The organism is Bradyrhizobium sp. USDA 3256 (assembly GCF_054058275.1).
The window spans coordinates 1,493,397-1,518,082 of the sequence record NZ_JBSSAE010000002.1 but is presented as its reverse complement, the minus strand read 5'-3'; the positions used below and the strand labels follow the sequence as shown (position 1 = coordinate 1,518,082).

At 65.3% G+C, this 24,686-nt stretch carries 22 protein-coding genes; 14 read left to right on the top strand and 8 right to left on the bottom strand.

Translation table 11 applies throughout. From position 1 onward, the window contains the following. Nucleotides 1-155 precede the first annotated feature (155 nt). From ACVWY5_RS08925 to ACVWY5_RS08915, 3 genes are read left to right on the top strand one after another with little or no spacing between them, the layout of a single operon-like run. Entirely contained in the window at nt 156-1,133 is a 978-nt protein-coding gene (locus ACVWY5_RS08925) for an ABC transporter permease (protein ID WP_028334421.1), read from the top strand. 2 nt (nt 1,134-1,135) lie between these two features. Continuing rightward, a complete protein-coding gene (locus tag ACVWY5_RS08920; protein WP_028334422.1) occupies nt 1,136-1,966 on the top strand; it encodes an ABC transporter permease in 831 nt (276 codons plus the stop codon). After that, nucleotides 1,963-3,588, top strand: a complete 1,626-nt coding sequence (locus tag ACVWY5_RS08915) for an ABC transporter ATP-binding protein (RefSeq protein WP_028334423.1) — start codon at nt 1,963-1,965, stop codon at nt 3,586-3,588. Before ACVWY5_RS08920 ends, ACVWY5_RS08915 begins: the two co-directional genes overlap by 4 nt. 16 nt (nt 3,589-3,604) lie before the next feature. Here ACVWY5_RS08915 and ACVWY5_RS08910 read toward each other — a convergent pair whose 3' ends face one another. From ACVWY5_RS08910 to ACVWY5_RS08900, 3 genes are all read right to left on the bottom strand, one after another. Next, entirely contained in the window at nt 3,605-4,822 is a 1,218-nt protein-coding gene (locus ACVWY5_RS08910) for a fructose-1,6-bisphosphatase (protein WP_283063110.1), read from the bottom strand. A 142-nt stretch (nt 4,823-4,964) separates the two neighbouring features. After that, nucleotides 4,965-6,152 (bottom strand): 6-phosphofructokinase, encoded by a 1,188-nt coding sequence (locus ACVWY5_RS08905; protein WP_028334424.1) that lies wholly within the window; start codon nt 6,150-6,152, stop codon nt 4,965-4,967. Nucleotides 6,153-6,370: 218 nt separating this feature from the next. After that, on the bottom strand, nt 6,371-7,738 hold the full coding sequence (locus ACVWY5_RS08900; protein ID WP_028334425.1) for an NAD(P)/FAD-dependent oxidoreductase: 1,368 nt from the start codon (nt 7,736-7,738) through the stop codon (nt 6,371-6,373). A 77-nt stretch (nt 7,739-7,815) separates the two neighbouring features. Here ACVWY5_RS08900 and ACVWY5_RS08895 point away from each other — a divergent pair, with 77 nt between their 5' ends. From ACVWY5_RS08895 to ACVWY5_RS08880, 4 genes are all read left to right on the top strand, one after another. Further along, nucleotides 7,816-8,670, top strand: coding sequence for a VOC family protein (locus ACVWY5_RS08895; RefSeq protein ID WP_028334426.1), 855 nt, complete (start codon nt 7,816-7,818; stop codon nt 8,668-8,670). A gap of 117 nt (nt 8,671-8,787) precedes the next feature. Beyond that, nucleotides 8,788-10,110, top strand: coding sequence for an ABC transporter substrate-binding protein (locus ACVWY5_RS08890; protein WP_028334427.1), 1,323 nt, complete (start codon nt 8,788-8,790; stop codon nt 10,108-10,110). Further along, on the top strand, nt 10,107-11,045 hold the full coding sequence (locus tag ACVWY5_RS08885) for a carbohydrate ABC transporter permease (protein ID WP_028334428.1): 939 nt from the start codon (nt 10,107-10,109) through the stop codon (nt 11,043-11,045). The genes ACVWY5_RS08890 and ACVWY5_RS08885 overlap by 4 nt, the downstream gene beginning before the upstream one ends. Then, nucleotides 11,042-11,866: a carbohydrate ABC transporter permease gene (locus ACVWY5_RS08880; protein WP_028334429.1), complete on the top strand. Its 825-nt coding sequence runs from the start codon at nt 11,042-11,044 to the stop codon at nt 11,864-11,866. The genes ACVWY5_RS08885 and ACVWY5_RS08880 overlap by 4 nt, the downstream gene beginning before the upstream one ends. Here the strand turns inward: ACVWY5_RS08880 and ACVWY5_RS08875 are convergent. Next, nucleotides 11,863-12,540 carry a cysteine hydrolase family protein gene (locus ACVWY5_RS08875; protein ID WP_028334430.1) on the bottom strand — a complete coding sequence of 226 codons (678 nt, stop codon included), beginning with the start codon at nt 12,538-12,540 and terminating at the stop codon, nt 11,863-11,865. The genes ACVWY5_RS08880 and ACVWY5_RS08875 overlap by 4 nt on opposite strands. Before the next feature lie 145 nt (nt 12,541-12,685). Here ACVWY5_RS08875 and ACVWY5_RS08870 point away from each other — a divergent pair, with 145 nt between their 5' ends. Next, a complete protein-coding gene (locus ACVWY5_RS08870) occupies nt 12,686-13,699 on the top strand; it encodes a formamidase (protein ID WP_028334431.1) in 1,014 nt (337 codons plus the stop codon). Between the two features lie 63 nt (nt 13,700-13,762). Here the strand turns inward: ACVWY5_RS08870 and ACVWY5_RS08865 are convergent, their stop codons facing one another. Next, the gene (locus ACVWY5_RS08865; RefSeq protein WP_028334432.1) at nt 13,763-14,833 is read right to left on the bottom strand and encodes a YeiH family protein; all 1,071 of its coding nucleotides are present in this window, start codon (nt 14,831-14,833) and stop codon (nt 13,763-13,765) included. 86 nt (nt 14,834-14,919) lie between these two features. On the opposite strand from ACVWY5_RS08865, the gene ACVWY5_RS08860 reads away from it, so the two are divergent. Next, nucleotides 14,920-15,891 (top strand): LysR family transcriptional regulator, encoded by a 972-nt coding sequence (locus ACVWY5_RS08860; RefSeq protein ID WP_028334433.1) that lies wholly within the window; start codon nt 14,920-14,922, stop codon nt 15,889-15,891. On the opposite strand, the gene ACVWY5_RS08855 is transcribed toward ACVWY5_RS08860, so the two are convergent. The 3 genes from ACVWY5_RS08855 to ACVWY5_RS08845 all read right to left on the bottom strand — a co-directional run bounded on the left by ACVWY5_RS08855 (nt 15,839) and on the right by ACVWY5_RS08845 (nt 18,919). Beyond that, a complete protein-coding gene (locus tag ACVWY5_RS08855; protein ID WP_038377517.1) occupies nt 15,839-16,060 on the bottom strand; it encodes a hypothetical protein in 222 nt (73 codons plus the stop codon). The two genes, ACVWY5_RS08860 and ACVWY5_RS08855, sit on opposite strands and share 53 nt — an antisense overlap. A 149-nt stretch (nt 16,061-16,209) precedes the next feature. Continuing rightward, a complete protein-coding gene (locus ACVWY5_RS08850) occupies nt 16,210-17,448 on the bottom strand; it encodes an ATP-binding protein (RefSeq protein WP_028334434.1) in 1,239 nt (412 codons plus the stop codon). A 199-nt stretch (nt 17,449-17,647) separates the two neighbouring features. Next, a complete protein-coding gene (locus ACVWY5_RS08845) occupies nt 17,648-18,919 on the bottom strand; it encodes an allantoate amidohydrolase (RefSeq protein WP_028334435.1) in 1,272 nt (423 codons plus the stop codon). Nucleotides 18,920-19,292: 373 nt separating this feature from the next. On the opposite strand from ACVWY5_RS08845, the gene ACVWY5_RS08840 reads away from it, so the two are divergent. From ACVWY5_RS08840 to ACVWY5_RS08820, 5 genes are read left to right on the top strand one after another with little or no spacing between them, the layout of a single operon-like run. Then, complete coding sequence (locus ACVWY5_RS08840; RefSeq protein ID WP_028334436.1) at nt 19,293-20,402, top strand: BMP family ABC transporter substrate-binding protein; 1,110 nt, start codon at nt 19,293-19,295, stop codon at nt 20,400-20,402. Then, the gene (locus ACVWY5_RS08835) at nt 20,399-21,508 is read left to right on the top strand and encodes an ABC transporter permease subunit (protein ID WP_028334437.1); all 1,110 of its coding nucleotides are present in this window, start codon (nt 20,399-20,401) and stop codon (nt 21,506-21,508) included. The genes ACVWY5_RS08840 and ACVWY5_RS08835 overlap by 4 nt, the downstream gene beginning before the upstream one ends. Nucleotide 21,509: 1 nt before the next feature. Then, nucleotides 21,510-22,436: an ABC transporter permease gene (locus ACVWY5_RS08830; RefSeq protein WP_028334438.1), complete on the top strand. Its 927-nt coding sequence runs from the start codon at nt 21,510-21,512 to the stop codon at nt 22,434-22,436. A 19-nt stretch (nt 22,437-22,455) separates the two neighbouring features. Continuing rightward, on the top strand, nt 22,456-23,139 hold the full coding sequence (gene biuH, locus ACVWY5_RS08825; RefSeq protein ID WP_028334439.1) for a biuret amidohydrolase: 684 nt from the start codon (nt 22,456-22,458) through the stop codon (nt 23,137-23,139). After that, entirely contained in the window at nt 23,136-24,668 is a 1,533-nt protein-coding gene (locus ACVWY5_RS08820; RefSeq protein ID WP_028334440.1) for an ABC transporter ATP-binding protein, read from the top strand. Before biuH ends, ACVWY5_RS08820 begins: the two co-directional genes overlap by 4 nt. Nucleotides 24,669-24,686 lie beyond the last annotated feature (18 nt).

Here is a 24,686-nt window from a genome sequence, read left to right as displayed (position 1 = left end):
CCCGGATCGCATCTGACGATGCGATCCGACCTCTAAGAGCGAGCTTCGCTCGTCTCGACCCCGCAAGCGGGGCGAACTGACCGAGCGGCCGACGCTGGTTCAAGTCAATGACGGCGACCGGTGGCCACTTCCTTCGAAAACGCTATAGATAAGGCATGCGTATCCTGAGCCTTGCGGGGCGGCGGCTCGCCGCCTCGATCCCGACCCTGTTCCTGATCCTGATCGGCGTGTTCCTGCTGCTGCAGCTCGCGCCGGGCGACACCGTCGATGCGCTGATGGCGCAGATGGGCGGCGGCGACGCCGCGACCGCCGAGGCGCTGCGCAAATTCTACGGGCTGAACCTCTCCGTTCCGGCGCAGCTCGGGAACTATCTGTGGCACCTGGTCCGGCTCGACCTCGGCTTCTCCTCGATCTACGGCAAGCCGGTGGCGACCGTGATCCTGGAACGGCTGCCGCCGACCATCCTGTTGATGACGGCGTCGCTGTCATTCGCGTTCTTCTTTGGCCTCGTGTTCGGCGTGATCGCCGCGCGCGGCGTCAACCGCTGGCCGGACACGATGATCTCGACCCTCGGCCTGATCTTCTACGCCACGCCCTCGTTCTGGTTCGGGCTGATGGCGATCGTGGTGTTCTCGGTCTACCTGCAGTGGCTGCCGCCGGGCGGCTTCGAGGACATCGGCACGGTGCAGACCGGGATCTGGCGCGTGCTGGATATCGCGGCCCATCTGGTGCTGCCGACGCTGACGCTCGGGCTGATCTTCCTCGCAATCTATTTGCGCATCATGCGCGCCTCGATGCTGGAGGTGCTGAACCTCGATTTCGTCCGCACCGCCCGCGCCAAGGGGCTGGACGAGACCCATGTCATCACCCGCCATGTGCTGCGCAACGCGCTGCTGCCAATGGTGACGCTGATCGGATTGCAGGCCGGCACCATGCTCGGCGGCTCGGTCGTGGTGGAGAGCGTGTTCTCCCTGCCCGGCCTCGGTCGCCTTGCCTATGAATCCGTGGTGCAGCGCGACCTCAACACCCTGCTCGGCATCGTCTTCGTGTCCGCACTACTCGTCATATCCGTAAACTTCGTCGTCGACCTGCTCTACGCGCGGCTCGATCCGCGCATCGCGGCGGAGGGCTGACGATGGATGCCGTGAAGCGCTACTTCCGCAGCCCGGCCGCGGTGATCGGCCTGATCCTGCTGCTGCTTGTCATCGCGATGGCAATCAGCGCGGGTGTCCTCTATCCGCGCGATCCGCTCGCCCTTGCCGGCCGGCCGCTGATCTGGCCGTTCTCCAACCCGCGCTTCCTGCTTGGGACCGACAATTCCGGCCGCGACATCGCCGCCCAGATATTCTACGGCGCGCGGATCTCGCTGCTGATCGGCGGCGTCGCCACCGTGATCGCGATCCTGATCGGCATCCTGGTCGGCGCCTTCGCCGGCTATTACGGCGGCTGGGTCGACAATGTCTTGATGCGTATCACCGAGGCGTTCCAGACGCTGCCGAACTTCGTGCTGCTGCTGGTGCTGGTCGCGGTGTTCGGATCGACCCTGACCACGGTGACCATTGCAGTCGGCGTGGTGTCGTGGCCGGCGCCGGCACGGCTGACCCGCGCCGAGTTCCTGTCGCTGCGCAACCGCGAATTCGTCCAGGCCGGCAAGACGCTCGGCATGAAGGACGTCCAGCTCATTCTCGGCGAAATCCTGCCCAACGCGCTGCCGCCCGTGATCGTCTATGCCAGCGTGGTAATGGCGGTCGCGATCCTGCTGGAAAGCGCGCTCGCCTTCCTGAGGCTGTCCGATCCCAACGTCGCCTCCTGGGGCAATCTGATCGGGCTCGGCCGCGACGTGCTCCGGGTGCAGTGGTACGTCTCGGCGATCCCCGGCATTGCGATCCTCGTCACCGTGCTCGCGGTGTCGCTGGTCGGCCAGGGCCTCAACGATGCGCTCAATCCGAGGCTGAAGAGCCGATGAGCGAGACGGTCCTTTCCCTCGACGCCCTGACGGTGCGCCTGCCCAAGGGCGCCGACCGGCCGCATGCGCTGTCCGACGTTTCGCTTTCAATTGCCTCCAACGAGATCCTCTGCGTGGTCGGCGAGTCCGGCTCCGGCAAGTCGATGATGGCGAACGCCATCATGCGGCTGCTGCCGAACGAGGTGACGATCGAACGGGGCCGGATGATGTTCGACGGCCGCGACCTCTGCGCCGCCGATAGCGCCGAAATGCGCGATGTGCGCGGCGCCGGGATTGCGATGATCTTCCAGGAACCGATGACCGCGCTCAACCCGCTGCGCACCATCGGTGACCAGATCGGTGAGATGTTTGCGATCCACACCGCTCTCTCGAAGGCCGAGATCAATGCGCGCGTGCTGGCGCTGCTCGAGGACGTCCGCATCCCCGACCCCAGGGCTGCCGCAAAAGCCTACCCGCACGAGCTGTCGGGCGGCCAGCGCCAGCGGGCGATGATCGCGATGGCGCTGGCGCTCGACCCCAAGCTCCTGATCGCCGACGAGCCGACCACCGCGCTCGATGTCACAACGCAGGCGCAGATCCTGAAGCTGATCCGCGATTTGCAGCAGCGCAAGAGGACGGCGGTGCTGTTCATCACCCATGATTTCGGCGTCGTCGCCGAGATCGCCGACCGCGTCGTGGTGATGCAGCACGGCTCGATCGTCGAGCAAGGCGCGGCCGACAAGGTGCTGAACGATCCGCAGCACGCCTACACCAAGCAGCTGATTGCGGCCGTGCCGCCGCTGAAGGCACCGCCGCCGCGCATCCTTTCCGGCAAGGATATCCTGACCATCGACGGCGTCTCCAAGACCTACCGCACCGGCGGCTTCCTTGGCCGCGGCGCGCGGATCACGGAAGCCGTCAAGAACGTGTCGCTGCATCTCCCGCGCGGCGCGACGCTCGGCATCGTCGGCGAATCCGGTTCGGGCAAATCGACGCTCGCGCGCTGCATCGTGCGGCTGATCGATCCCGACACCGGGTCGATCGTGCTCGACGGCAAGGACTGGGCAAAGCTCGGCCGCGACGATATCAGGCGCGAGACCCGCCACATCCAGACGGTGTTCCAGGATCCGTTCGCCTCGCTCAATCCGCGCCGCAAGGCGGCCGAGCTGGTGGCGCAGGGACCGATCGTGCACGGCACCGATCGCGCCACCGCGATTGCGGAAGCGCGAAAGCTGTTCGGGCTGGTCGGGCTCGATCCGTCCGCCGGCGATCGCTACCCGCACGAATTCTCCGGCGGCCAGCGCCAGCGCATCGGGCTCGCCCGGGCATTGGCGTTGAAGCCGGATGTGCTGGTGGCGGACGAGCCGGTCTCGGCGCTCGACGTCTCGGTGCAGGCGCAGGTCTTGAAACTGCTCGCCGGGTTGCGCCAGCAGCTTGGCCTCTCCATCATCTTCATCACCCACGATCTGCGGGTCGCCGCCCAGATCTGCGATCTCGTCGCCGTGATGAAGGATGGCGCCGTGGTCGAGCAAGGCCTGACCGCCGAGGTGTTCGGCAGGCCGCAGCATTCCTATACGCAGGCGCTGCTGTCGGCGATCCCCGGCGGCGCGTTCGCGCGCGAGCACGGCACCGCAACCGAATAGCCGGGCACGCGCGGCCCTACTCCGCCGCTTGCGGCTTGGGCTCCTCGCGCAGCCGGAAGCGCTTCAGCAATCCGGATACCGTGTCGCGGAAGCCGCCATATTCCAGCTCTGAATAGGGCAGCATCGCAGCACCGGACCAGCCCTGGCTGCGCATCTCGATCGCCTTGCGCTGCGCGCGCTGGCGGACCTCGTCCCACGCGAGGTTGTCAAAGAAATCGGTATAGGACTCCGAGAACTTCCCGTCCCGGTCGATCGAGAAGCCGACGCAGGAAACGATCGGCAGGCAGTACATCCCCGTCACCGGGGTGTTGAGCGGCACCGGCATGAGCGGCATCACATGCGAGCCGCGCGCATCGCCGCCCACGAAGTGCGCCTTGGCAAAGGGCGAGATGATTTCTTCGGGCGCCGCGAAAATGCCCTGGTTCCTGACGACCGCGACCGGATCATCCTTGCCGGTGTACTTGCCTGCGATGGAGTGAAGGCGCTGCGCCGAAACGGCGACGGCGACCTCGCCATAGGTTTTCGAGACGATGCGATCAATGCCGAAGCGCTCGTTGTCGCGAAGCAGCGCCGCAATGTGGTAGCCGTCCGCGGGCGCATCGAGTTCGATCACGCTGTCGCCGGCCGTGTTGTCCATGTCGATGATATGGAAACGGAAGCCCTTGATCATCGGGGGCAGCATCAGCCCGGCGCAATACATGGGATCGGCAAAAGCCAGATAGAGCGGCAGGTTGTAAGCGCCGGGGCCGCATTTGTCTGCGGCGAACACCATGAAGGACTCCGCGGGTCTCGCGCCCGAGAGGCTGTGGTCGAAGCTGAGTTCGGCGACGGCCGGGCCCGCGCCGCGAACGTTTCCGGAAGGGGCGTCGACAAGAAGATCCTGGCCGGCGCCGTAGAGCCCGGAGGTCTTCGCAACCGCAGTGGCCGCGAGAAACGTCTTCCAGGCGAATTGGTGGACTTCGGAGCTCCCTTCGCCCCGCGTGTGCGTCATGATGATCGCAATATCGTCGCCGGTATGGCGCACGAAACCGTCGATCAGGAGACCGTTGTCGATCGCTTTCGCGACCTCCCCTTCGACAGCCGCCATCATGCGCGCAGATGGTTTTGTGTGGCCCCCAACGGAGCCAATGTCAGCCTTGATGACCGAAATGGTGAGTTTCATGAGCATCCCTCCGACCGCAGCGCAGCGCCTTCGCCTCGGCGCTCGCTGCGCCGGGGGCGACGGCGCGCTCATTTGCGAAAAGAACGTCGTGTGGTGCGACAGGTTCCCTGAGCAAATTCCTTGCGGAACTATGCCCCCTCCGTCACCGCGTGTCGATACGGGCTATCGACGCATCTGGAATAGCTCGTCATGCTCGATGGGGTTACCACCAACCCTATGAAGCGCGGTTGAGAAAGATCGGCAGGCCCCGCTTGTTGGAATAGAGAGGGCGGTACCGCTCGGTGTTGTACGCGCTTGCGACGTCCAATTTGCGTGGCCCGAGCTTGGCGTCAGGGATCGGCACGAGGTCGTAGCGGCCCTCGACCAGCGCCGACATGAGGCCGGTTTTGCCTTCCAGGATCGCATCGTAAGCCATGTTGCCGAACGTCAGCGCCACAAGCTTGTCGATGAAGTCCGGATCGCCTGACCGCAGGTCGTAGGTGAGGTCAGAGACGATGGTCTCCTCGCCGGTGCGCCGCTTGATCTCGTCCGCGAACGCTTCGGCCACGCTCGTCTTCCTGCGGTGACCGTAGGCGTCAGGCTCGCCGAATTCCTGCACCTTGTAGCCCTCCCACTCGGCGCCCTCGCTGAGCACGATCAGCGCGTAGTTGCTTGGGTTGCCGTGCTTGTCATCGAGGAGAAGCTGGATCAGCTTGTCGAGATTGACCTTGAACTCCGGTATGGCGCATCGGATCGAGGTTGCGTATGCGGTATAGAGTGCCGTAAAGCCGGCATCGCGACCAAAGACGCGGAAAATGCCGATTCGTTCGTGCGAGCCGACGGTGGTGCGCTGGCGCTGGATGGCATCGCTGGCACGGGTGATCGCGGTCGAGAAGCCGATGCAGTATTCGGTGTTGCGAACGTCGTTGTCCATCGTCTTCGGGATGGCAATGATCTTGACGCCTCGCCTGTTGAGCTTGTCCGCGTAGCTGAGCGTATCGTCGCCGCCGATGGCGATCAGATGTTCGATACCGAGCCCCGCGAGGTTCGCGAGCACCTCGTTGGTGAGGTCCCACGTCGTGGTTGCGATGCCGCCCTTGGTGCTCTGGGAAGCCGGAAAGTCGCGGCCCGCGAGATGATCGGGCAACTTCTTCATTTTGGAGGGATTGGTGCGGCTCGAGTGCAGCACGGTGCCGCCGCGCCGGTCGATCACGCGCGTGTTTTCGCGGTTCAGCGGGATGATGTAATGGGACTTACTCGACGGGTCGTCGAGGTTCAGGTGCGTGAGGGCCTCCCAGCCTCGGCGGAGACCGACAACCTCGATGTCGTCCTCGCTGCCGCGATAGGTCACGCTCTTGATCACCGCGTTAAGGCCGGGGACGTCACCGCCTCCCGTGAGAATACCAATGCGCTTCCTCGCCATGCCCACCTCCCAGGGTTGCTATCTGGCAATAACGCCTGCGTCGCGTCGGGGTTTCCACAACGCTATCCGCCAACGGCGGAATCCTCGTGATCGCGGCACCCGGCCGAACCTGCTTGGGCCCGCATTCTTCCAGCGACGTTCTCCGACCAGCCCCACCTCGGGCGGCTTGCCCCTCCATGCCCTTTATCTCGCATGCGCGGCGCGACGTTGCTCCGCGTTCACCGCGAACGGCGCGAGGCGAGGAAATACTCCGCCCATCGCAGCAACTCGAAACGATCGCCCTTGACCAGCTCCTGTGCATCGCGGCGCCGGTAGAGCACCAGCATCCAGGGAGCGAGCTTGCGCAGCAAGCCATGCGCCATGTACTGCACCGGCTCGGAGAATGGCAGCGCCAGTTCGCTTTCCGGCACGCCCTGGACCGCGCGTGCCAATTCGCGGCCGAGCGGGATCGTCAGCGCGACGGCACGGCCGTTGCAGCCGGTCCAGCCATAGGCGTTGGGACCCAGCCGATGCATGCGCGGCAGGAAATCCGCGGTCATCCCGACATAGCCGTTCCAGACATAGTTGAAGGAGACCTCGCCGATCTGCGGCCACAGGCGCTGCAACCGCTCGGTCACCCGTGCCTTCAGCCGCCCGGTCTTGTCGCCCGGACCGAGCACAGCACCGCCGGTGACGAGGCGATTGCGGGCGTCGTAGCGCGCGAAATACAGCTCGCCATGGGTATCCGACATCGCCTGCCGGCCGGGGATGATGGTCTTGCGGACATTGTCCGACAGAGGCTGCGTCGCCATCTGCCAGGACAGCACCGGCATCACCTCGGTCGCGATTTCGGGCACCAGTGATTTCGCGAACTCGCCGCTATAGGCATTGGTGGCGACCACCAGCGAGCGGCCGGAGATTTCACCCTTCTCGGTCTTCACCACCCAGCGATCGCCGCGGCGCTCGAAACTGAGTGCAGGCGAACGCGCATAGATCCGCGCACCGAGGCCGACCACGGTCCGCGCAAGGCCCCGCGCCAGCGCCAGCGGATTGACGTGACCGCCCGTCCTGTTCCAGAAGCCGCCGTACCACGCATCCGAGCCGAGCATGTCCTTGGTCTGATCGCGCGACAGCAATTCGACCGGCGCGCCGAATTTCGACCATTGCTGCACCCGCCGCTCCGCGATCCTGATGCGGCCCGGCGAATGCACCGGCTGCACCCAGCCGGCCTGCTCCTGCTCGGCCGCGATGTTGTAGCGCCTGACGACGTCGAACAGATCAGCGGCACTGTCGCGCAGCATCGCGACGAAGCGCTCGCCGGCCGCACCGTGCCTCGCGATGATGTCATCCGGATCGGGGCGCGACAGCGTCGGGATCACCTGGCCATTGTTGCGCCCGGAGGCGCCCCAGCCCGGTTCGGCGGCCTCGACGATCGCGACGTCGACACTGGCCTCGCGCAGATGCAGCGCGGTCGATAGACCCGTGAAGCCGCCGCCGATGATCACGACATCAGCCTGCTGCGCGCCGGTCAGCTCGGGACAATCAGGGCCGGAGGGCGTCACTGCCGCCCAGAGCGAATTGGGCCAGCGCACGGCATTGCTGTTCATCATGATCCTTTCTTGCGGGCGCCCGGTCATTCTGGTTAGCTAATTCTACTCTCCTATTCCAGCCGGGAAGACAACAAGTGGCACTCAAGAACGTCATCGGAATCGATCACGCCGTGGTCATGGTGAAGGACCTCGACAAGGCCGCCGAGAACTACAAGCGGCTCGGCTTCACCGTGTCGCCGCGCGGCACCCATAGCGCGCATATGGGATCGGGCAATTACACCATCATGTTCGACCCCGACTACATGGAATTGCTCGGCGTGCTGACGCCGACCGAACACAATGCTCCGGCGCGCGCCTTCCTCGAGAAGCGCGGCGAAGGCATCGAACGCATCGCATTCACCGCGGTGGATTCCGCGCTAGGTGCCGAGGAGATCCGCGTGCGCGGCTATGCGCCAATCGGGCCGACCGATTTCGAACGCCCGGTGACCTTACCGAACGGCACGATCTCCGCGGCGAAATTCCGCACCTTCCAGTGGCCGACCGCCGAAGCGCCCGGCGGCGTCCGCATCTTCGCCTGCCAGCACAAGACCCGCGAAACGGTGTGGATTCCCGAATTGATGACGCACGCCAATGGGGCAAAACGCCTCAAGCAGGTGCTGATCGTCTCGCCCGATCCCGCAACCGATGCCGCGCATCTCTCCAAGATGATCGATATCGCCGTCAGGCACGATGCCGACGGTGCGGTTGCCGTGCCGTCCGGCGGCGACCGCGCCGACTTCGTGTTCCTGACCAGGGACCAGCTCGGCAAGCGCTATCCCGGCGTATCGCTCGACGGCCTGCCCGATCGCGGCGGCGCCGGCCTCGTGATCGCGGCCGATCTTGCCGCGACCGAAAAGGCGCTGGGCTCAGCCGGCGTGAAGAGCGGCAACAGCATCACCGTGCCGCCGGCTTCCGGCAACGGCACCCTGCTCGCTTTCGTCAAGGCATAGCTGCCATACCATGCGCGGCGCAGCGTTATGCAACGTCGCCGCGCATGTGGGACTAGGCACAGAAAGTTGAGGCGCTAGTATCTCTCCCAAACAAGAACCGTCCCAGGGGAGAGAAACATGTCGCATCACCTGATCTCGCGCCGGCAGATGCTGGCCGGCACCGCCGCGGCTGGCGCGGTTGGACTGACCGGATTTCCGGCCCGCGCCGACGTCAACTGGAAGAAATATTCCGGCACCACGCTCGAGGTGATCCTCGCCAAGGGGCCGCGCGGCGACAATCTGCAAAAATACATCAAGGAATTTACCGAGCTGACCGGCATCAAGGTCGAGTCGGAGCAGATCCCCGAGCAGCAGCAGCGCCAGAAATGCGTGATCGAGCTGTCCTCGGGCAAGCCGAGCTTCGACGTTGTGCACCTGAGCTATCACGTGCAGAAGCGGCAGTTCGAGAAGGCCGGCTGGCTCGCCGACATGTCGCCCTATCTCAAGGATCCGAGCATGACGCCGCCGGATCTCGTCGAGAGCGATTTCTCGGCGGCCGGGCTGCAATATGCCCGCAACGACAAGGGCCAGATGCTGTCGCTGCCGTGGTCGGTCGACTATTTCATCCTCTACTACAACAAGGAGCTGTTCCAGAAGAAGGGCGTCGAGGTCCCGAAGACGCTCGAGGAGATGGCAATCGCGGCCGAAAAGCTGACCGATCCGAAGGAAGGCATCTACGGCTTCGTCGGCCGCGGCCTGCGCAACGCCAACATGGCGATGTGGACCAACTTCTATCTGAACTATGGCGGCGAATTCCTCGATGCCAAGGGCAACATCCTGACCGACGGCCCCGAGGCGATCGAGGCCACCAAGCTCTATCAGCGGCTGCTGACGAAATGCGCGCCTCCCGGCGTCGCCGGCTTCAACTGGATGGAGTCGATGGCGTCCTTCACGCAGGGCAGGTCCGCGATGTGGATCGACGCCGACGGCTGGGCGCCGCCGCTGGAAGATCCCGCCGCCTCGCGCGTCGTCGGCAAGGTTGGCTACACGCTGGTGCCCGCCGGTCCCAAGGGCAAGTTCTCCTCGACCTATGGCGACGGCGTCGGTATCGCCGCGGCGAGCAAGAACAAGGAAGCCGCCTATCTGCTCTGCCAATGGGTGGTCTCGCGCGGACAGGGCGCGCGCCTGCTGCAGGCCGGCGGCGGCGTGCCGTTCCGCAACTCCATCGTCGACGATGCCGAAGTCGCCAAGGGCGTGAAGACCAAGGAATGGCTGCAGTCGGTGGTTGACTCCGCCAAGATTTCGAAGCTCGGCCTGCCCGTCATCATCCCGGTCGCCGAATTCCGCGACATCGTCGGCGCCGCGCTGACCGCGACGCTGTCGGGCGCCGACCCCGCCACCGAGCTGAAAAAAGCGCACGAGCAATTCCGCCCCATCCTGGAGCGTAGCGAAAAAGCGTGAGTGTGGTGACACAAGCTTCGCCGGCGGCGGCCGATAACGCCGCGCCGGCACGTGAATGGCGTCCGCCGTCCTACTGGCCGTTCGTGATCCCGGCGCTCGTCGTGGTGCTGGCGGTGATCATCTTTCCGTGGGTGTTCACGATCTGGATGAGCCTGCAGGAATGGAAGGTCGGTTCGCCGACCGTCTTCGTCGGGCTCGCCAACTATCTGCGGCTGCCGACCGATCCGCGCTTCGTCGAGGCGGTCGGGCACACGCTATCCTACACCGCGCTGTCGGTGCTGCTGCCACTGGTCTTCGGCACGCTGGCGGCGGTGGTGTTCCACCAGAAATTCGCGGCGCGCGGCTTCCTGCGCGGCATCTTCATCATGCCGATGATGGCCACTCCCGTGGCGATCGCGCTGGTGTGGACCATGATGTTCCACCCGCAGCTCGGCGTGCTCAACTATCTGCTGTCGCTGGTCGGGCTGCCGGCGCAGCTCTGGGTGTTCAACCCCGCGACGGTGATCCCCTCGCTGGTGCTGGTCGAGACCTGGCAATGGACGCCGCTGGTGATGCTGATCGTGCTCGGCGGCCTCGCCGCGATCCCGACCGAGCCTTACGAGAGTGCGCAGATCGACGGCGCCAATTTCTGGCAGGTGTTCCGCTTCATCACGCTGCCCCTGATCATGCCGTTCCTGTTCATCGCCGGCATGATCCGGATGATCGACGCGGTGAAAAGCTTCGACATCATCTTCGCGATCACGCAAGGAGGACCGGGCTCGGCCTCGGAGACCATCAACGTCTATCTCTACAGCGTCGCCTTCGTCTATTACGACCTCGGCTATGGCTCGGCGATCGCGGTGGTGTTCTTCCTCCTGATCGTGGCGCTGGCGGCGCTGCTGCTCTACTTGCGCAAGCGCCTGCTGTGGACCTCACAGCTCGGGAGCGAGGCATGAACCCGCGCTACATCCTCGGTCGGATCGGACTGTGGCTGTCGGTGTTCGTCATCGTCTCGCCGGCGATCCTGTTCTTCCTCTGGATGGCCTCCCTGTCGCTCAAGTTCGAGATCGACAACGCCTCCTATCCGCCGGTGTTCTTCCCGGAGCATATTGCCTGGAAGAACTATGCCGACGTATTCGCCTCCAACCGCTTCCTGACCTATTTCAGCAACAGCCTGATCGTGACCGGCTGCGCCACGGGACTTGCGATGCTGGTCGGCGTACCCGCCGGCTACGGCATCGCGCGGATGGCCGCGCATAAATCGGCGATCGTGATCCTGATCGCGCGCATCACGCCCGGCCTGTCGTATCTGATCCCGCTGTTCCTGCTGTTCCAATGGCTCGGCCTGCTCGGCACGCTGGTGCCGCAGATCATCATTCATCTGGTGGTCACGGTACCGATCGTGATCTGGATCATGATCGGCTATTTCGAGACCACGCCGCTGGAGTTGGAGGAAGCCGCGCTGATCGACGGCGCGACGCGCTGGCAGGTGTTCCGCCATGTCGCGCTGCCGATCGCGAGGCCCGGGCTCGCGGTCGCCTTCATCCTCGCGGTGATCTTCTCCTGGAACAACTTCGTGTTCGGCATCGTGCTGGCGGGGCGCGAGACCCGCACGCTGCCGGTCGCGGTCTACAACATGATCTCGTTCGATCAGCTGAGCTGGGGCCCGCTCGCCGCCGCCGCATTGATCGTGACCGCGCCGGTGCTGCTGCTCACCGTGATGGCGCAGCGGCAGATCGTCGCCGGGCTGACGGCGGGTGCGGTCAAAGGTGGCTAGTCCCCGAGCGCCTCCAGCACCGCGGCTGAATCAGCGACCCAACCAAAAATGCCGCCCTGGGCCTTGATCATCTTCAGGCCCATCTCGTGGAATTCCGGGAAATAGGACGCGCAGCCGTCTGAGATCACGACGCAGCGATAGCCGCGGTCATTGGCCTCGCGCACCGTGGTGTTGACGCAGACCTCGGTGGTGACGCCGCAGACCAGGAGATTCTCGATGCCGTATTTCTGCAGGATGTCACTGAGCTCGGTGGCGTAGAATGCGCCCTTGCCGGGCTTGTCGATCACGATCTCGCTGTCGAGGGGATAGAGCTCCGAAATGATGTCGTGGCCGGCCTCGCCGCGGATCAGGATCCGTCCCATCGGTCCGGGATCGCCGATCCGAAGCGACGGCGCACCGCGCTCGAGCTTCGCGGGCGGCGCGTCGGAGAGATCGGGCAGATGGCCCTCGCGGGTGTGGACCACGAGCAGCCCGGCGTCGCGCACCGCCGCGAGCACCGCGGCGATCGGCTTCACCGCGCGGGCGAGCTGGCTGACGTCATTGCCGAGCGTCTCGCCGAAGCCGCCGGGCTCCATGAAATCGCGCTGCATGTCGATGATGACGAGCGCGGTCCTGCTCCAGTCGAGCGTGATCGGCTCCGGCTCCGCCGCGATCGTACCGCTTGAATTCGCCATGACCCACGCCTTGAATGTGAGAAGACCCGCGCCTGGTTAAGCAAACCGCATGCCATGGCGCAACAATGGTGCTGGCATGATCGTTGCTAGCCTAAGGCAGGATCGAACGAAGCACCCAAGCGTCTCAAACAAGCGGGAGGACAGCATGAATGGACTTGGCGGTCTCAACAAATCACCCAACGGTGTGGTGATCGGGCTGGTGCAGCTACAGCTGGCCGTGGTTGCGACCAAGGCCGATCTGGCACGACAGACCGAGCGCATCGTCTGGATGGTCGGCAAGGCACGGCGCAATCTCGCCACCATGGATCTTGTCGTATTCCCGGAATACTCGTTGCACGGCCTCTCGATGGACACCAATCCGGAGATCATGTGCCGGCTCGACGGGCCTGAAGTCGCGGCCTTCAAGCAGGCCTGCATCGACAACAAGATCTGGGGCTGCTTCTCCATCATGGAGTTCAATCCGCACGGCAACCCCTACAATTCCGGCCTGATCATCGACGATCACGGCGATATCAAGCTGTACTACCGCAAATTCCATCCCTGGATTCCGGTCGAGCCGTGGGAGCCGGGCGATGTCGGCATTCCCGTGATCGACGGACCGAAGGGCGCGAAGCTCGCGCTGATCATCTGCCATGACGGCATGTTCCCGGAAATGGCCCGCGAATGCGCCTACAAGGGCGCGGAGCTCATGATCCGCACCGCAGGCTACACTGCGCCGATCCGCGACAGCTGGCGCTTCACCAACCAGGCCAACGCGTTCCAGAACCTGATGGTGACGGCCAATGTCTGCATGTGCGGCTCGGACGGGTCGTTCGACTCGATGGGCGAAGGCATGATCGTCAATTTCGACGGCAGCATCATCGCGCACGGGACCACGGGACGGGCCGACGAGATCATCACCGCCGAGGTGCGGCCCGACCTCGTGCGCGAGGCACGGATCAACTGGGGCGTCGAGAACAACATCTATCAGCTCTGGCACCGCGGCTATGTCGCGGTGAAGGGCGGTGCGATGGATTGCCCGTACACGTTCATGCAGGACATGGTGTCCGGCCGCTTCCGCCTTCCGTGGGAAGATCAGGTCAAGATCACCGACGGCACGTCCTGCGGCTTCCCGGCGCCGACACGGATGTTCGGCAAGACCGCGAAGGCCGCCGAGTAGCCGGCCCTTTGATGTGAGCATGATCTCTTCGGAAAACCGCTCCACACTTTTCCGGATCATGCTCTACTTGAAGAAATGCACGAGACCGATGCTCAAGGCCAGCAGCAACAACAGCGACAGCGTGACGGCGGCCGTCACCCGGCCGCCGACCGTCGAGAGCACCCGCACATCGACGCCGAGCCCGAGGGCTGCCATCGAGACGACGGTGAGGATCGCCGCCGCCTTGGTCACCGGCGCGATCGCGATGTCAGGCACGAGCTGGAACGAGCGCAGGGCGGCCAGCACCAGGAAGCCGATGATGAACCAGGGCACCAGCTTGAACGGGCTGATCGAGGCGGCCTTTGAGGCGCCGTCGCTGGCGGCGCCGGCCTTGCGCCGCCGCGCCACCAGCAGCGAGAGGCCGATCACGATCGGACCCAGCATCAACACCCGCACCAGCTTGACCAGGGTGCCGATCTGGGTCGAGACGATGCCCGCCGGCACGGTCGCCGCCAGCACCTGCGGCACGGCATAGACGGTGAGGCCGGCGAGGATGCCGTATTGCGTCGCCGTCAGCTTGAGCAGCGGAATCAAGAGCGGCAGGCCAAGCACCATCAGCACGCCGAGAATCGCGGTGAACGAGATCGACGAGGCGATGTCGTCGCCATCGGCCTCGATCACCGGCGCCACCGCCGCGATCGCCGAGTTGCCGCAGATCGAATTGCCGCAGGCGATCAGGATCGCGAGCTTGGTCTTGAGCCCGAGCATCCGGCTGAGGCCATAGCTCACCGCCAGCATGATCACGACGGTCACCGCGATGGCGCCGATCAGCAGTCCGCCCGACGCCACGATCGCGGCAAAGCTGATGGAGGCGCCGAGCAGCATCACCGCGACCTCGAGCAGCTGCTTGGCGCTGAAGGCAATGCCCGAGCGCCAGCGCGCCGACGGCTCCCAGGCGGTGCGCACCGCCATGCCAAGCAGGATCGCGACGACGAGGGCCTCGATATAGGGATGGTCGAAAACGCGCTCCTCGGCGGCCTGGACGCCGAGCGAGATGACGGTGACCGCCCCGCAGAGCAGAATCCCCGGAATGAGCTGGAATATGCGCCGCAGCGCCCCCTGCTTCTGCCCCTGGTCTTGTTCTTGTTCCGGCACAAAATCCTCTTTTCGGAGAAGATTTTATGCGCCAAGGCGCACCTCTTGGCTAATATATTTTCGGACTGCCCCGATAGAGAGAAGTTATGTCCCTCAACCTGCATCTGCTCCGCCTGTTCGCGGCCGTGGCGAGAACCGGAAGTTTCTCCCGTGCCGCCGACCTCCTGCACATCAGCCAGCCCGCGATCTCCAAGGGCGTGCGGGATTTCGAGCTGCAGGTCGGCTGCCGGCTGCTCGACCGCACGCCGAAGGGGGTGCGGCCGACCCGGGAGGGCGCGGCGCTGGCGCGGCATGCCGAGACCCTGTTCGCGGCCGAACGCGCCGCCGAGGACGAATTGCAGGCGCTGCGCAATCTCGGCAGCGGCTCGCTGCGGATCGGCGCCAGCACCACGATCGCGACCTACATGATCCCGGAATATCTCGGTGTGTTCCACCGCGCCTTTCCCGGCATTGATCTGCACGTCGTGAGCGCCAACACCAGCGATATCGCCACGCTGATGCTGGGGCACGAGATCGAGATCGCGCTGGTCGAGGGGCCGGTCGAGGACGAGAATTTGATCAGCGAAGCCTGGCGTACCGACGTGATGGCGCTGATCGCAGGTCCGGATCATCGCTTCGCGGCGGTCCAGGGGCCGATCGACATCCGGTCGCTGAACGACGAGATCCTGATCGTGCGGGAGCCCGGCTCAGGCACGCGCGAGGTGGTCGCGCAGGCGCTGGCCGCCCACCACGTCGAGCCGCAGCGGACGCTCGAGATCGGCAGCACCGAGGCGATCAAGCAGGCGGTGGCGGCCGGCGTCGGCGTCGCCATCGTGTCGATCGCAACGATCGACGATCAAGTGAAGCTCGGAAAACTGAAGGTGATCCCGATCAAGGGCATCCATATCGAGCGCACGCTCTGGCAGCTGAAATCGCCCGGCCGGCTGGACGTGCCGGCGGCGGTGGCGTTCGAGGGGATCATTCGGGAAGCACAAAGGGCCAGGACGGCCCCGCGCGGACCTGCGGCTAGAGCGCGGCGAACAGACCCTGCGCCCAGGCAACGGCATGCTCGAAGCTGAACACGCCGGGCTCGAAATAGACGGCCCGTGCCAGCACGATGCCGACCACCAGCACCCAGAACACGCTGGTGCCCGCGGTCTTCAGCCATTTCGACACGCCCTCGCTGGCGATCGAAGGATCGACCGCGGGGACCGGCTCGCCGAAGGGATCGAATGCGGATTGGCTCATCGTCGTAACCATCAGGAATACCCTGAGAATGTCGCGACGACGGGGGCGGAAGCAAGGGTAGTGGAATGCCTTTTGCGGCGGTTACTTGGAAGGACGTTTTCCGGCCCGAAAGCCGGGGAGCATTTCCTTCTCGGCCTCCCCTGTAGCCATCAACTATCGGTCACGCGCCGCGGCGCCACGCGCGGCAGCGTGATCCGCATGCGTGTCCCCATGCCCGGCGCACTGTCGAGATTGAGCTCTCCGCCCAGCCGGTTCGTGACGATGTTATGAACGATGTGGAGACCGAGCCCGATGCGGCCGATATCGCGGCGCGTGGTGAAGAATGGATCGAAGGCCTGCCGCAGCACGTCGTCGTCCATCCCGCAACCGTTGTCGGCGAACAGGATCTCGACCTGGTCCGCGCCTGAGGCGCGCAGCCGGATCGTGATCATGCCGCCCTTGCCGTCCGGAAACGCGTGCGCCACCGAATTGACGAACAGGTTGGTCAGCACCTGGCCGTAAGGGCCGGGATAGCTATTCATGGCAAGACCGGGCGGGCAATCGACCTCAAGCGCGAGGTTGTTCTTCGGCAAGGCCGGACGCAGGCTCGAGAGAACCTGCTCGGTCGCCGCGCCGAGATCGAACTGGCTCCGGTCGAAATAGCTGCGATCGACGGCCACCTGCTTGAACGATTGCACCAGATCCGCCGCGCGCTGGAGGTTGCCAACCAGCAGCGACGAGGCGCTTTCGACGACCTCGATGAAATCGCTCAGGCTGGATCGCTTCAGCTTGCCGCGCGCGGCCTCGGCGGCGAAGTCGGCGCATTTCTGCTCCAGCACCGAGGCGACGGTGAGACTGGTGCCGACCGGACTGTTGATCTCGTGCGCGACGCCGGCCACCAGCCGGCCGAGCGCCGCGAGCTTTTCCGCCTCGATCAGCGACGCCTGGGTCTCCTGCAGATGGTGCAAGGCCTTCTCGGCTGCATCGCGCGCGGCGCGGATCTCGCGTTCGCTGCGCTTGCGATCGGTGATCTCTTCGGCCGCAACGTTGACGCCGACGATGCTCCCGTTCGGTTCGCGCTGCGGATGCCAATGCGTGATCCAGCATCGCTCGTCATTGTGGCCAGGGCGCTGGCCGTAGACCTCCACGTCGGTCACGGGCTCCCCGGTCTCCATGATCGACTGAACGATACCTTCGACGGCCGAAGCCAGTGCGGGCACGCAATCGTGCACCGTGCGCCCGAGGTGGCCTTCGACCGAAATGCCGCAAATCTCGGTGAGCCGCTGGTTGATCTGAAGGTAACGGCAATCGGGTGAGAGGTAGGCAAGACCGATCGGCGCCGTGTCATAGATCAGCTGCAGCGCCGGTTGCTTTGGGAACTGAACGTCCTGGACGACGGACGACCTCATGTCCACTACCCCCCGTTGCACCAAGTCTAGCGCTTCACGCCCGGCTCGCAAATAGGCCAGCTGGGCCGGAAACGGTGGTCTGATCTGTCCGGATTAGGCACGAGGGGGCCGGCAGCGGCCCCTGGACCGGTGCCTGCGGCGTGCTGACGCAACGTGGACAGCAAGCGCTCCTCGGCCAAGGCCTGCGAAGCGCGCAATTTTAGCTATTCACTAAACCGTGCGGACGAAAATTCTCGACGAAGCGCAGCAGCACCCGCGCGCCGGTGTCGGCATCGGCGAGCTCGACATGCTCGGCCGGATTGTGGCTGATCCCGCCGCGGCAGCGCACGAAGATCATGCCGATATCGGCGACATCGACCATCGCCATCCCGTCATGCCCCGCCCCGCTCGGCAGCTCGAACGCGGCATAGCCCTCGGCCGCGACTGCCTCGGCGATCTGGGACTTCAGCCATGGCGCGCAGGGCACGCTGCGGTTCTCGTGAGTGACGTCGATCTGCAAGGCGAGGTCGCGGCGTTTTGCGATCGCCTCGATCTGCCGCACGATGTCGGCGACGGCGCGCTTGCGATGCATGTCGTTCTGCGAGCGGATATCCATGGTGAAGGACACCTTGCCCGGGATCACATTGGTGGCGCCCGGCATCGCGTTGACATAGCCGACGGTGCCGACGAGGCCTTGTTCGTCGGACCTGCAAAACTGTTCGATCGCAACGATGCATTCGGCAGCGCCCGCCAGCGCATCGCGCCGCAGCTTCATCGGCACCGTGCCGGCATGGCCGGCGACGCCGGTGAGCCTAGCGGCCAGCCGGGTCGCGCCCGAAATCGCGGTGACGACGCCGACCGGCAGCGCCTTCTCTTCCAGCACGGGGCCCTGCTCGATGTGCAGCTCGACATAGCCGAGCAGTTCGCGGCGGGCGCGCGCCGCCTTGCCGATATGATCGGGATCGAGCCCGAACTGGATCAGCGCATCGCGCATCGACGTGCCGGCGCGGTCGCGCGTGTTGAGCACACTCTCGTCGAAGGTGCCGGCGACCGCGCGGCTGCCGAGCAGGGTCGAGGCGAAGCGCACACCCTCCTCGTCAGCAAAGCCCACGATCTCGATCGCAAACGGCAATCGCCTGCCGCGCCGGTTCAGATCGGCGACGCAGGCGATCGCGGTGATGACGCCGAGCGGGCCGTCCCATCTGCCGGCGTCGCGCACGGTGTCGTAATGCGAGCCGAGCATCAGCGCCGGCTGCCCCGGCCGCTCGCCCTCATAGCGGCCGCAGACATTGCCGATCGCATCGAGATGCGCGCTCATGCCGGCCTCGCGGATCCAGGACAGGATGAGATCGGCTGCCTTGCGATGCTCGTCGGTGAGGAAGATTCGCGCCAGATGCTCCGGCGTCTCGGAGATCGACGCGAGCTGATCGATCCGCGCCACGATCTCCTCGCCAAGGGAAGACGATTTCGATGACGGTTTTATCTCGCTCATGCTGTTTCCCATCAGTCCAACGCGGCCGGCGGAGCTCGCTTCACTCGTAGCAGGCCCGATCCGATTCACCAGCCGGCAATTGGCGCGTCGTGCCCAGGCCCCGACCGGGCGCGCACCGGCAGTCCAGCGGTTAGCGACTGCTTAACGGCATTGCATACAACAGCGATCGATCGCTTATAAAATAGGCAAATGAATCTCAATCAGCTTCCGACCTTTCCGGGGCCGATCATCATTCCAACGTACATTCAACCGCTTACGGAGGAATGACCGCCAAACATGCTCTGGCATGAAGCTTGCGACACTTCCCTCATGCTCCGCCGACAGGCGGTCGCGACAGGGATAGGCGGGCCGGACCCGCCGGAGGGAGCGAGCGATGGATTTTGGCAGGATTTCAAGAAGGCATTTATTGCAAGGGAGCGCCGCACTGGCGCTCGGCAGCACGCTCGGCATTCGTGGCGCGGCGGCAGCCGAAACCACGATCGGCTTCATCTATGTCGGGTCGCGCGACGACTACGGCTACAACCAGGCCCACGCCCAGGGTGCGGCGGCGGTGAAGAAGCTTCGTGGCGTCAAGGTCATCGAGGAAGAGAAGGTGCCGGAGACCGATGCGGTCGAGAAGACCATCGAGTCCATGATCAATCTCGACGGCGCCACGCTCATGTTCCCGACCTCGTTCGGCTACTACAACCCGCACGTCCTCAAGATGGCGGGCAAGTTTCCAAAACTGCGCTTCGAGCATTGCGGCGGCCTGTGGTCCGACAAGGACCCGAAGAACGCCGGCAGCTATTTCGGCTATATCGACGAGGCGCAATACATCTCCGGCATCGTCGCCGGCTATTCGACCAAGAGCGGCAAGCTCGGCTTCGTCGCCGCTAAGCCGATCCCGCAGGTGCTGCGCAACATCAATGCATTCACGCTCGGCGCGCGGCTCGCCAACCCAAAGGCGACCACGCAGGTGATCTTCACCGGCGACTGGTCGATGCCGGTCAAGGAAGCCGAGGCGACCAACAGCCTGATCGACCAGGGCGTCGACGTGCTGACCTGCCATGTCGACGGACCGAAGACGATGGTCGAGAACGCCGCGCGCCGCGGCGCTTTCGTATGCGGCTATCACGTCAACCAGTCGCCGCTGGCGCCGAAGGCCTATCTCACCGGCGCCGAGTGGAATTGGGAGGCGCTCTACCCGAAATTCGTCAAGATGATCACCGCGGGTGAAGCGATCCCGAACTTCTATCGCGGCGGCCTCAAGGAAGAGATCGTCAAGGTGTCGCCCTATGGCGAGATGGTGTCCGCCGAGGCGCGCAAGCATGCCGACGACGTCAAGGCCAAGTTCATGGCCGGCGAGTTTACGATCTTCAAGGGCCCGCTGGTCGACAACAAGGGCAAGACGGTGATCGCGTCCGGCACCGATCGCGGCCAGCAGGATCCCGAACTCGAGAAGATGGACTATCTCGTCGAGGGCGTAATCGGAGCCACCGCGTGACGACCGAGACGGCGGAATCGGTGGAGGCGGCCGGCATCGCTCCGGCCGCCGATCCCGGATTCCTCCAGCGCCACGGCGCGCGCATCGAATACATCCTGATCCCGGGCGCGGCGCTGGTCGGCGCGCTCGCGGTGTTCGGCGGCTTTGTCGCGCTCTACGGCAAGAACCCGCTCGATCTTTATTTCTACATGTATTACGGCGCGTTCGGCACCGCCTTCTCCTGGCAGAACACGCTGACCCGCGCCGCGCCGCTGATCCTGACCGCGCTGTGCACGGCGCTGCCGGCGCAGCTCGGCATGGTGATCATCGGCGGCGAAGGCGCGCTGTTGATCGGCGCGCTGTCGGCGACCGCCGCGGCGCTGGCGCTGCAAGGCGCGGCGCCGATCGTCGTGCAGATCGCCATGGTGATCGCGGGCATGATCGGCGGCGGCCTCTGGATCACGCTGTCGGGCGGCCTGCGGCAATATCGCGGGGTCAACGAGACGATCTCGAGCCTGCTGCTGGTCTATATCGCGCTTGCCGTCCTCAACCATCTGGTCGAGGGGCCGATGCGCGATCCGGCGAGCCTCAACAAGCCGTCGACGCGCGAGATCGGCGCCGCCAACATGATCGGCACCATTCCCGGCACCGACGTGCATTGGGGCCTGGCGTTCGGCCTCGTCGCCGCCGTTGCCGCGTACATCCTGATCTATCACACCACCTTCGGCTTCGCCGCGCGCGTCGCCGGCGGCAACATCCGCGCCGCGAAGATCGTGGGCCTCAGTGTCGGCAAGCTGATCCTGACCGTCTGCTTCCTCGCCGGCAGCTGCGCCGGGCTTGCCGGCATGATCGAGGTCGCGGCGGTGCAGGGCCGCACCAATGCCAATCTTGCGGCGGGCTACGGCTTCACCGGCATCCTCGTCGCGTTCCTGGCGCGGCAGAATCCGCTGGCGATCATTCCAGTGGCAATCCTGCTCGGCGGCATCTCGGCCTCCGGCGGCCTGTTGCAGCGGCGGCTCGGCCTGCCCGACGCTTCGGTGCTGGTGCTGCAAGGCATCATCTTCGTGTTCGTGCTGGCGAGCGACGCGCTCTACGGGCGCATCGGCTTCCTGAAGGGAAAGTCCTGACATGGCGGACGCATCGCTCGGGCTCTGGACCGTTCCGCTCGCCGTATTCGGCGGCGCCATCCGCGTCTCGACGCCGTTCCTGTTCGTCAGCCTCGGCGAATGCATCACCGAGAGAAGTGGCCGCATCAATCTCGGCCTCGAGGGCACGCTGGTGATGGGCGCGATGAGCGCCTATGGCATCTCCTACCTGTCGGGCTCGCCGTGGTTAGGGGTGCTCGCGGCCGGAATCACCGGTGCCCTGTTCGGCGCGCTGCATGCCGGCATCTGCTCGCTGCCGCGGGTCAACGACATCGCGGTCGGCATCGCGCTGATGCTGCTCGGCACCGGGCTCGCGTTCTTCCTCGGCAAGCCGCTGATCGAGCCCACGGCGGCCCGGCTGCCGGCGATCGATTTCGGCTGGTGGAGCGACGTGCCGCAGCTGCGCGCGGCGCTGCGCATCAACGTGCTGTTCCTGATCGGCGTCGCGATCGCACCGCTGCTCTATTGGGCCTTCAGGACCACGCGCTGGGGCCTCTTGATCCGCACCGCCGGCGAGAGCGCGGATGCCGCGCGCGCGATGGGCCATTCGGTGCTCTTGATCCGGCTGCGCGCCACCATGGTCGGCGGCTTCCTCGCCGGCATCGGCGGCTCGTTCCTGTCGCTGTTCTATCCCGGCAGCTGGAACGAAGGCCTCTCCTCGGGACAGGGCATCACGGCCGTGGCGCTGGTGATCTTCGCGCGCTGGGACCCGATGCTCTGCCTGTGGGCCTCGCTCGCCTTCGGCGGCGCCGCCGCGCTCGGGCCCGCGCTGCAATCGGTCGGCATCACCTCCGGCTATCATTTGTTCAACGCCGCGCCTTACATCCTGACGCTCGCGATCATGATCATCACCTGCTCGCCGAGACGCACGCTGACCGGCGCGCCCGCCGAATTGTCCATCACCCGATAGCATCTCGCGAGATCATTTCATGCCCGAGCGCTTCATCAAGTCCGAGCCCTATGCCTGGCCCTACAATGGCGACCTGCGGCCAGAGAATACCGCGCTCATCATCATCGATATGCAGACCGACTTCTGCGGCGTCGGCGGCTATGTCGACAAGATGGGCTACGACCTCTCGCTGACGCGGGCGCCGATCGAGCCGATCAGGAAGCTGCTCGCGGTGATGCGCGCGCAGGGCTTTCACATCATCCATACACGCGAGGGGCACCGGCCCGACCTTGCCGACCTGCCCGCCAACAAGCGCTGGCGCTCGCGCCAGATCGGCGCCGGCATCGGCGATCCCGGCCCCTGCGGCCGCATCCTGGTGCGCGGCGAGCCGGGCTGGGAGATCATTCCCGACCTCGCGCCGCTGCCGGGCGAGCCTGTTATCGACAAGCCCGGAAAAGGCTCGTTCTGCGCCACCGATCTCGAGCTGATGCTGCGGCTGCGCGGCATCGAGAACATCGTGCTGACCGGCATCACCACCGATGTCTGCGTCCATACCACGATGCGCGAGGCCAATGACCGCGGCTTCGAATGCGTGCTGGTCGAGGACTGCTGCGGCGCGACCGACCGGAGCAACCACGACCACGCGCTGAAGATGATCAAAATGCAGGGCGGCGTGTTCGGCGCGGTGACCAGATCCGCCGACCTGATCGGGGCGCTGTCGTGATCATCGGCGAGCCGCCCGCACCATCAGGCGCATTCGGCGTCGACGCCATCGCCATGACGATGCGGTTCGGCGATTTCACAGCGCTCGACAATGTCGAGCTCAAGGTGCGTCCAGGCTCGTTCCACGCCTTGCTTGGTGAGAACGGCGCGGGCAAGAGCACGCTCGTGAAATGCATCATGGGCTATTACCACGCCACCGAAGGCGACATCATTGTCGGCGGCCGCCAGCAGGCCATCGCCAATCCGAAGGACGCGCATGCGCTCGGGCTCGGCATGGTCTACCAGCACTTTACCTTGGTGCCGGCGATGACGGTTGCCGAAAATCTGGTGCTGGCGCGCGACGACGTTCCTGCCGTGGTCGACTGGCGCAAGGAGAAGAAGGAGCTGGAGGCCTTCCTGGCGCGGATGCCGTTCAAGGTGCCGCTCGACGCAAAAGTCTCCGACATCTCCGCCGGCGAGCGGCAGAAATGCGAGATCCTCAAGCAGCTCTATCTGAAGCGCCGCTTCCTGATCCTGGACGAGCCGACTTCGGTGCTGACGCCGGGCGAGGCCGACGAGGTACTCGGCATGCTGCGCGGCATGGTGGTCGCGGGCGAGCTCACCATCCTGATGATCACGCACAAGTTCCGCGAGGTGATGGCCTTTGCCGACGAGGTGACCATCCTGCGCCGCGGCAAGCTCGCCGGCAGCGGCCGGGTCGCCGAGCTGACGCCGGACGAGATGGCCCGGACCATGATCGGCGCCGAGCAGCTGACGGTGCAACCGCCGCGCACCGGCGAGACCGGAGCGGCCCGGCTCGAACTCGACAGGCTCACCGCGCTTGACGATGCCGGCGCGATCGCCGTGCACGGGGTGTCGCTGACCGTGAAGAGCGGCGAGATCGTCGGCATCGCCGGCGTCTCCGGCAACGGCCAGCCCCAGCTCGTGGAGGTCCTGGCCGGCCAGCGCGAGGCCGAGAGCGGCACCATCCGCGTCCAGGGCGAGACCTATGCGGCGAGCCGCACTGAGATGCGGCGCCACAGGATGTCGCTGCTGCCGGAAGAGCCGCTGAAGAACGCCTGCGTCGGCGGCATGAGCGTCGCCGACAACATCGCATTTCGCGAGTTCGATCGCGCCCCGTTCGCGCGCGGCGGCTGGTGGCTGAACCGTGCCGCCTTCCGCAACGACGCCGAGCGCAAGATCAACCGCTACAAGATCAAGACCCGCACGCCGGAGACGCCGATCGCGGCACTGTCGGGCGGCAATGTGCAGCGCGCAGTGCTGGCGCGCGAGCTCTCCGGCGACGTCGAGGTGCTGATCGCCGCCAATCCCTGCTTCGGACTCGACTTCGCGGCGGTGGCGCAAATCCACGCCGAGATCATGGCCGCCCGCAACCGGGGCGCTGCGGTGCTGTTGGTCAGCGAGGACCTCGATGAGTTGCTGGAGCTGTCGGATCGGCTGGTCGTGATGTTCCACGGCGCGTTCGTGCATGAGGCCCGCGCCAGCGAGGCTGATCTCACCGAGATCGGCCGGCATATGGCCGGGCATTGAGGCTCTCCCTCACCCGGA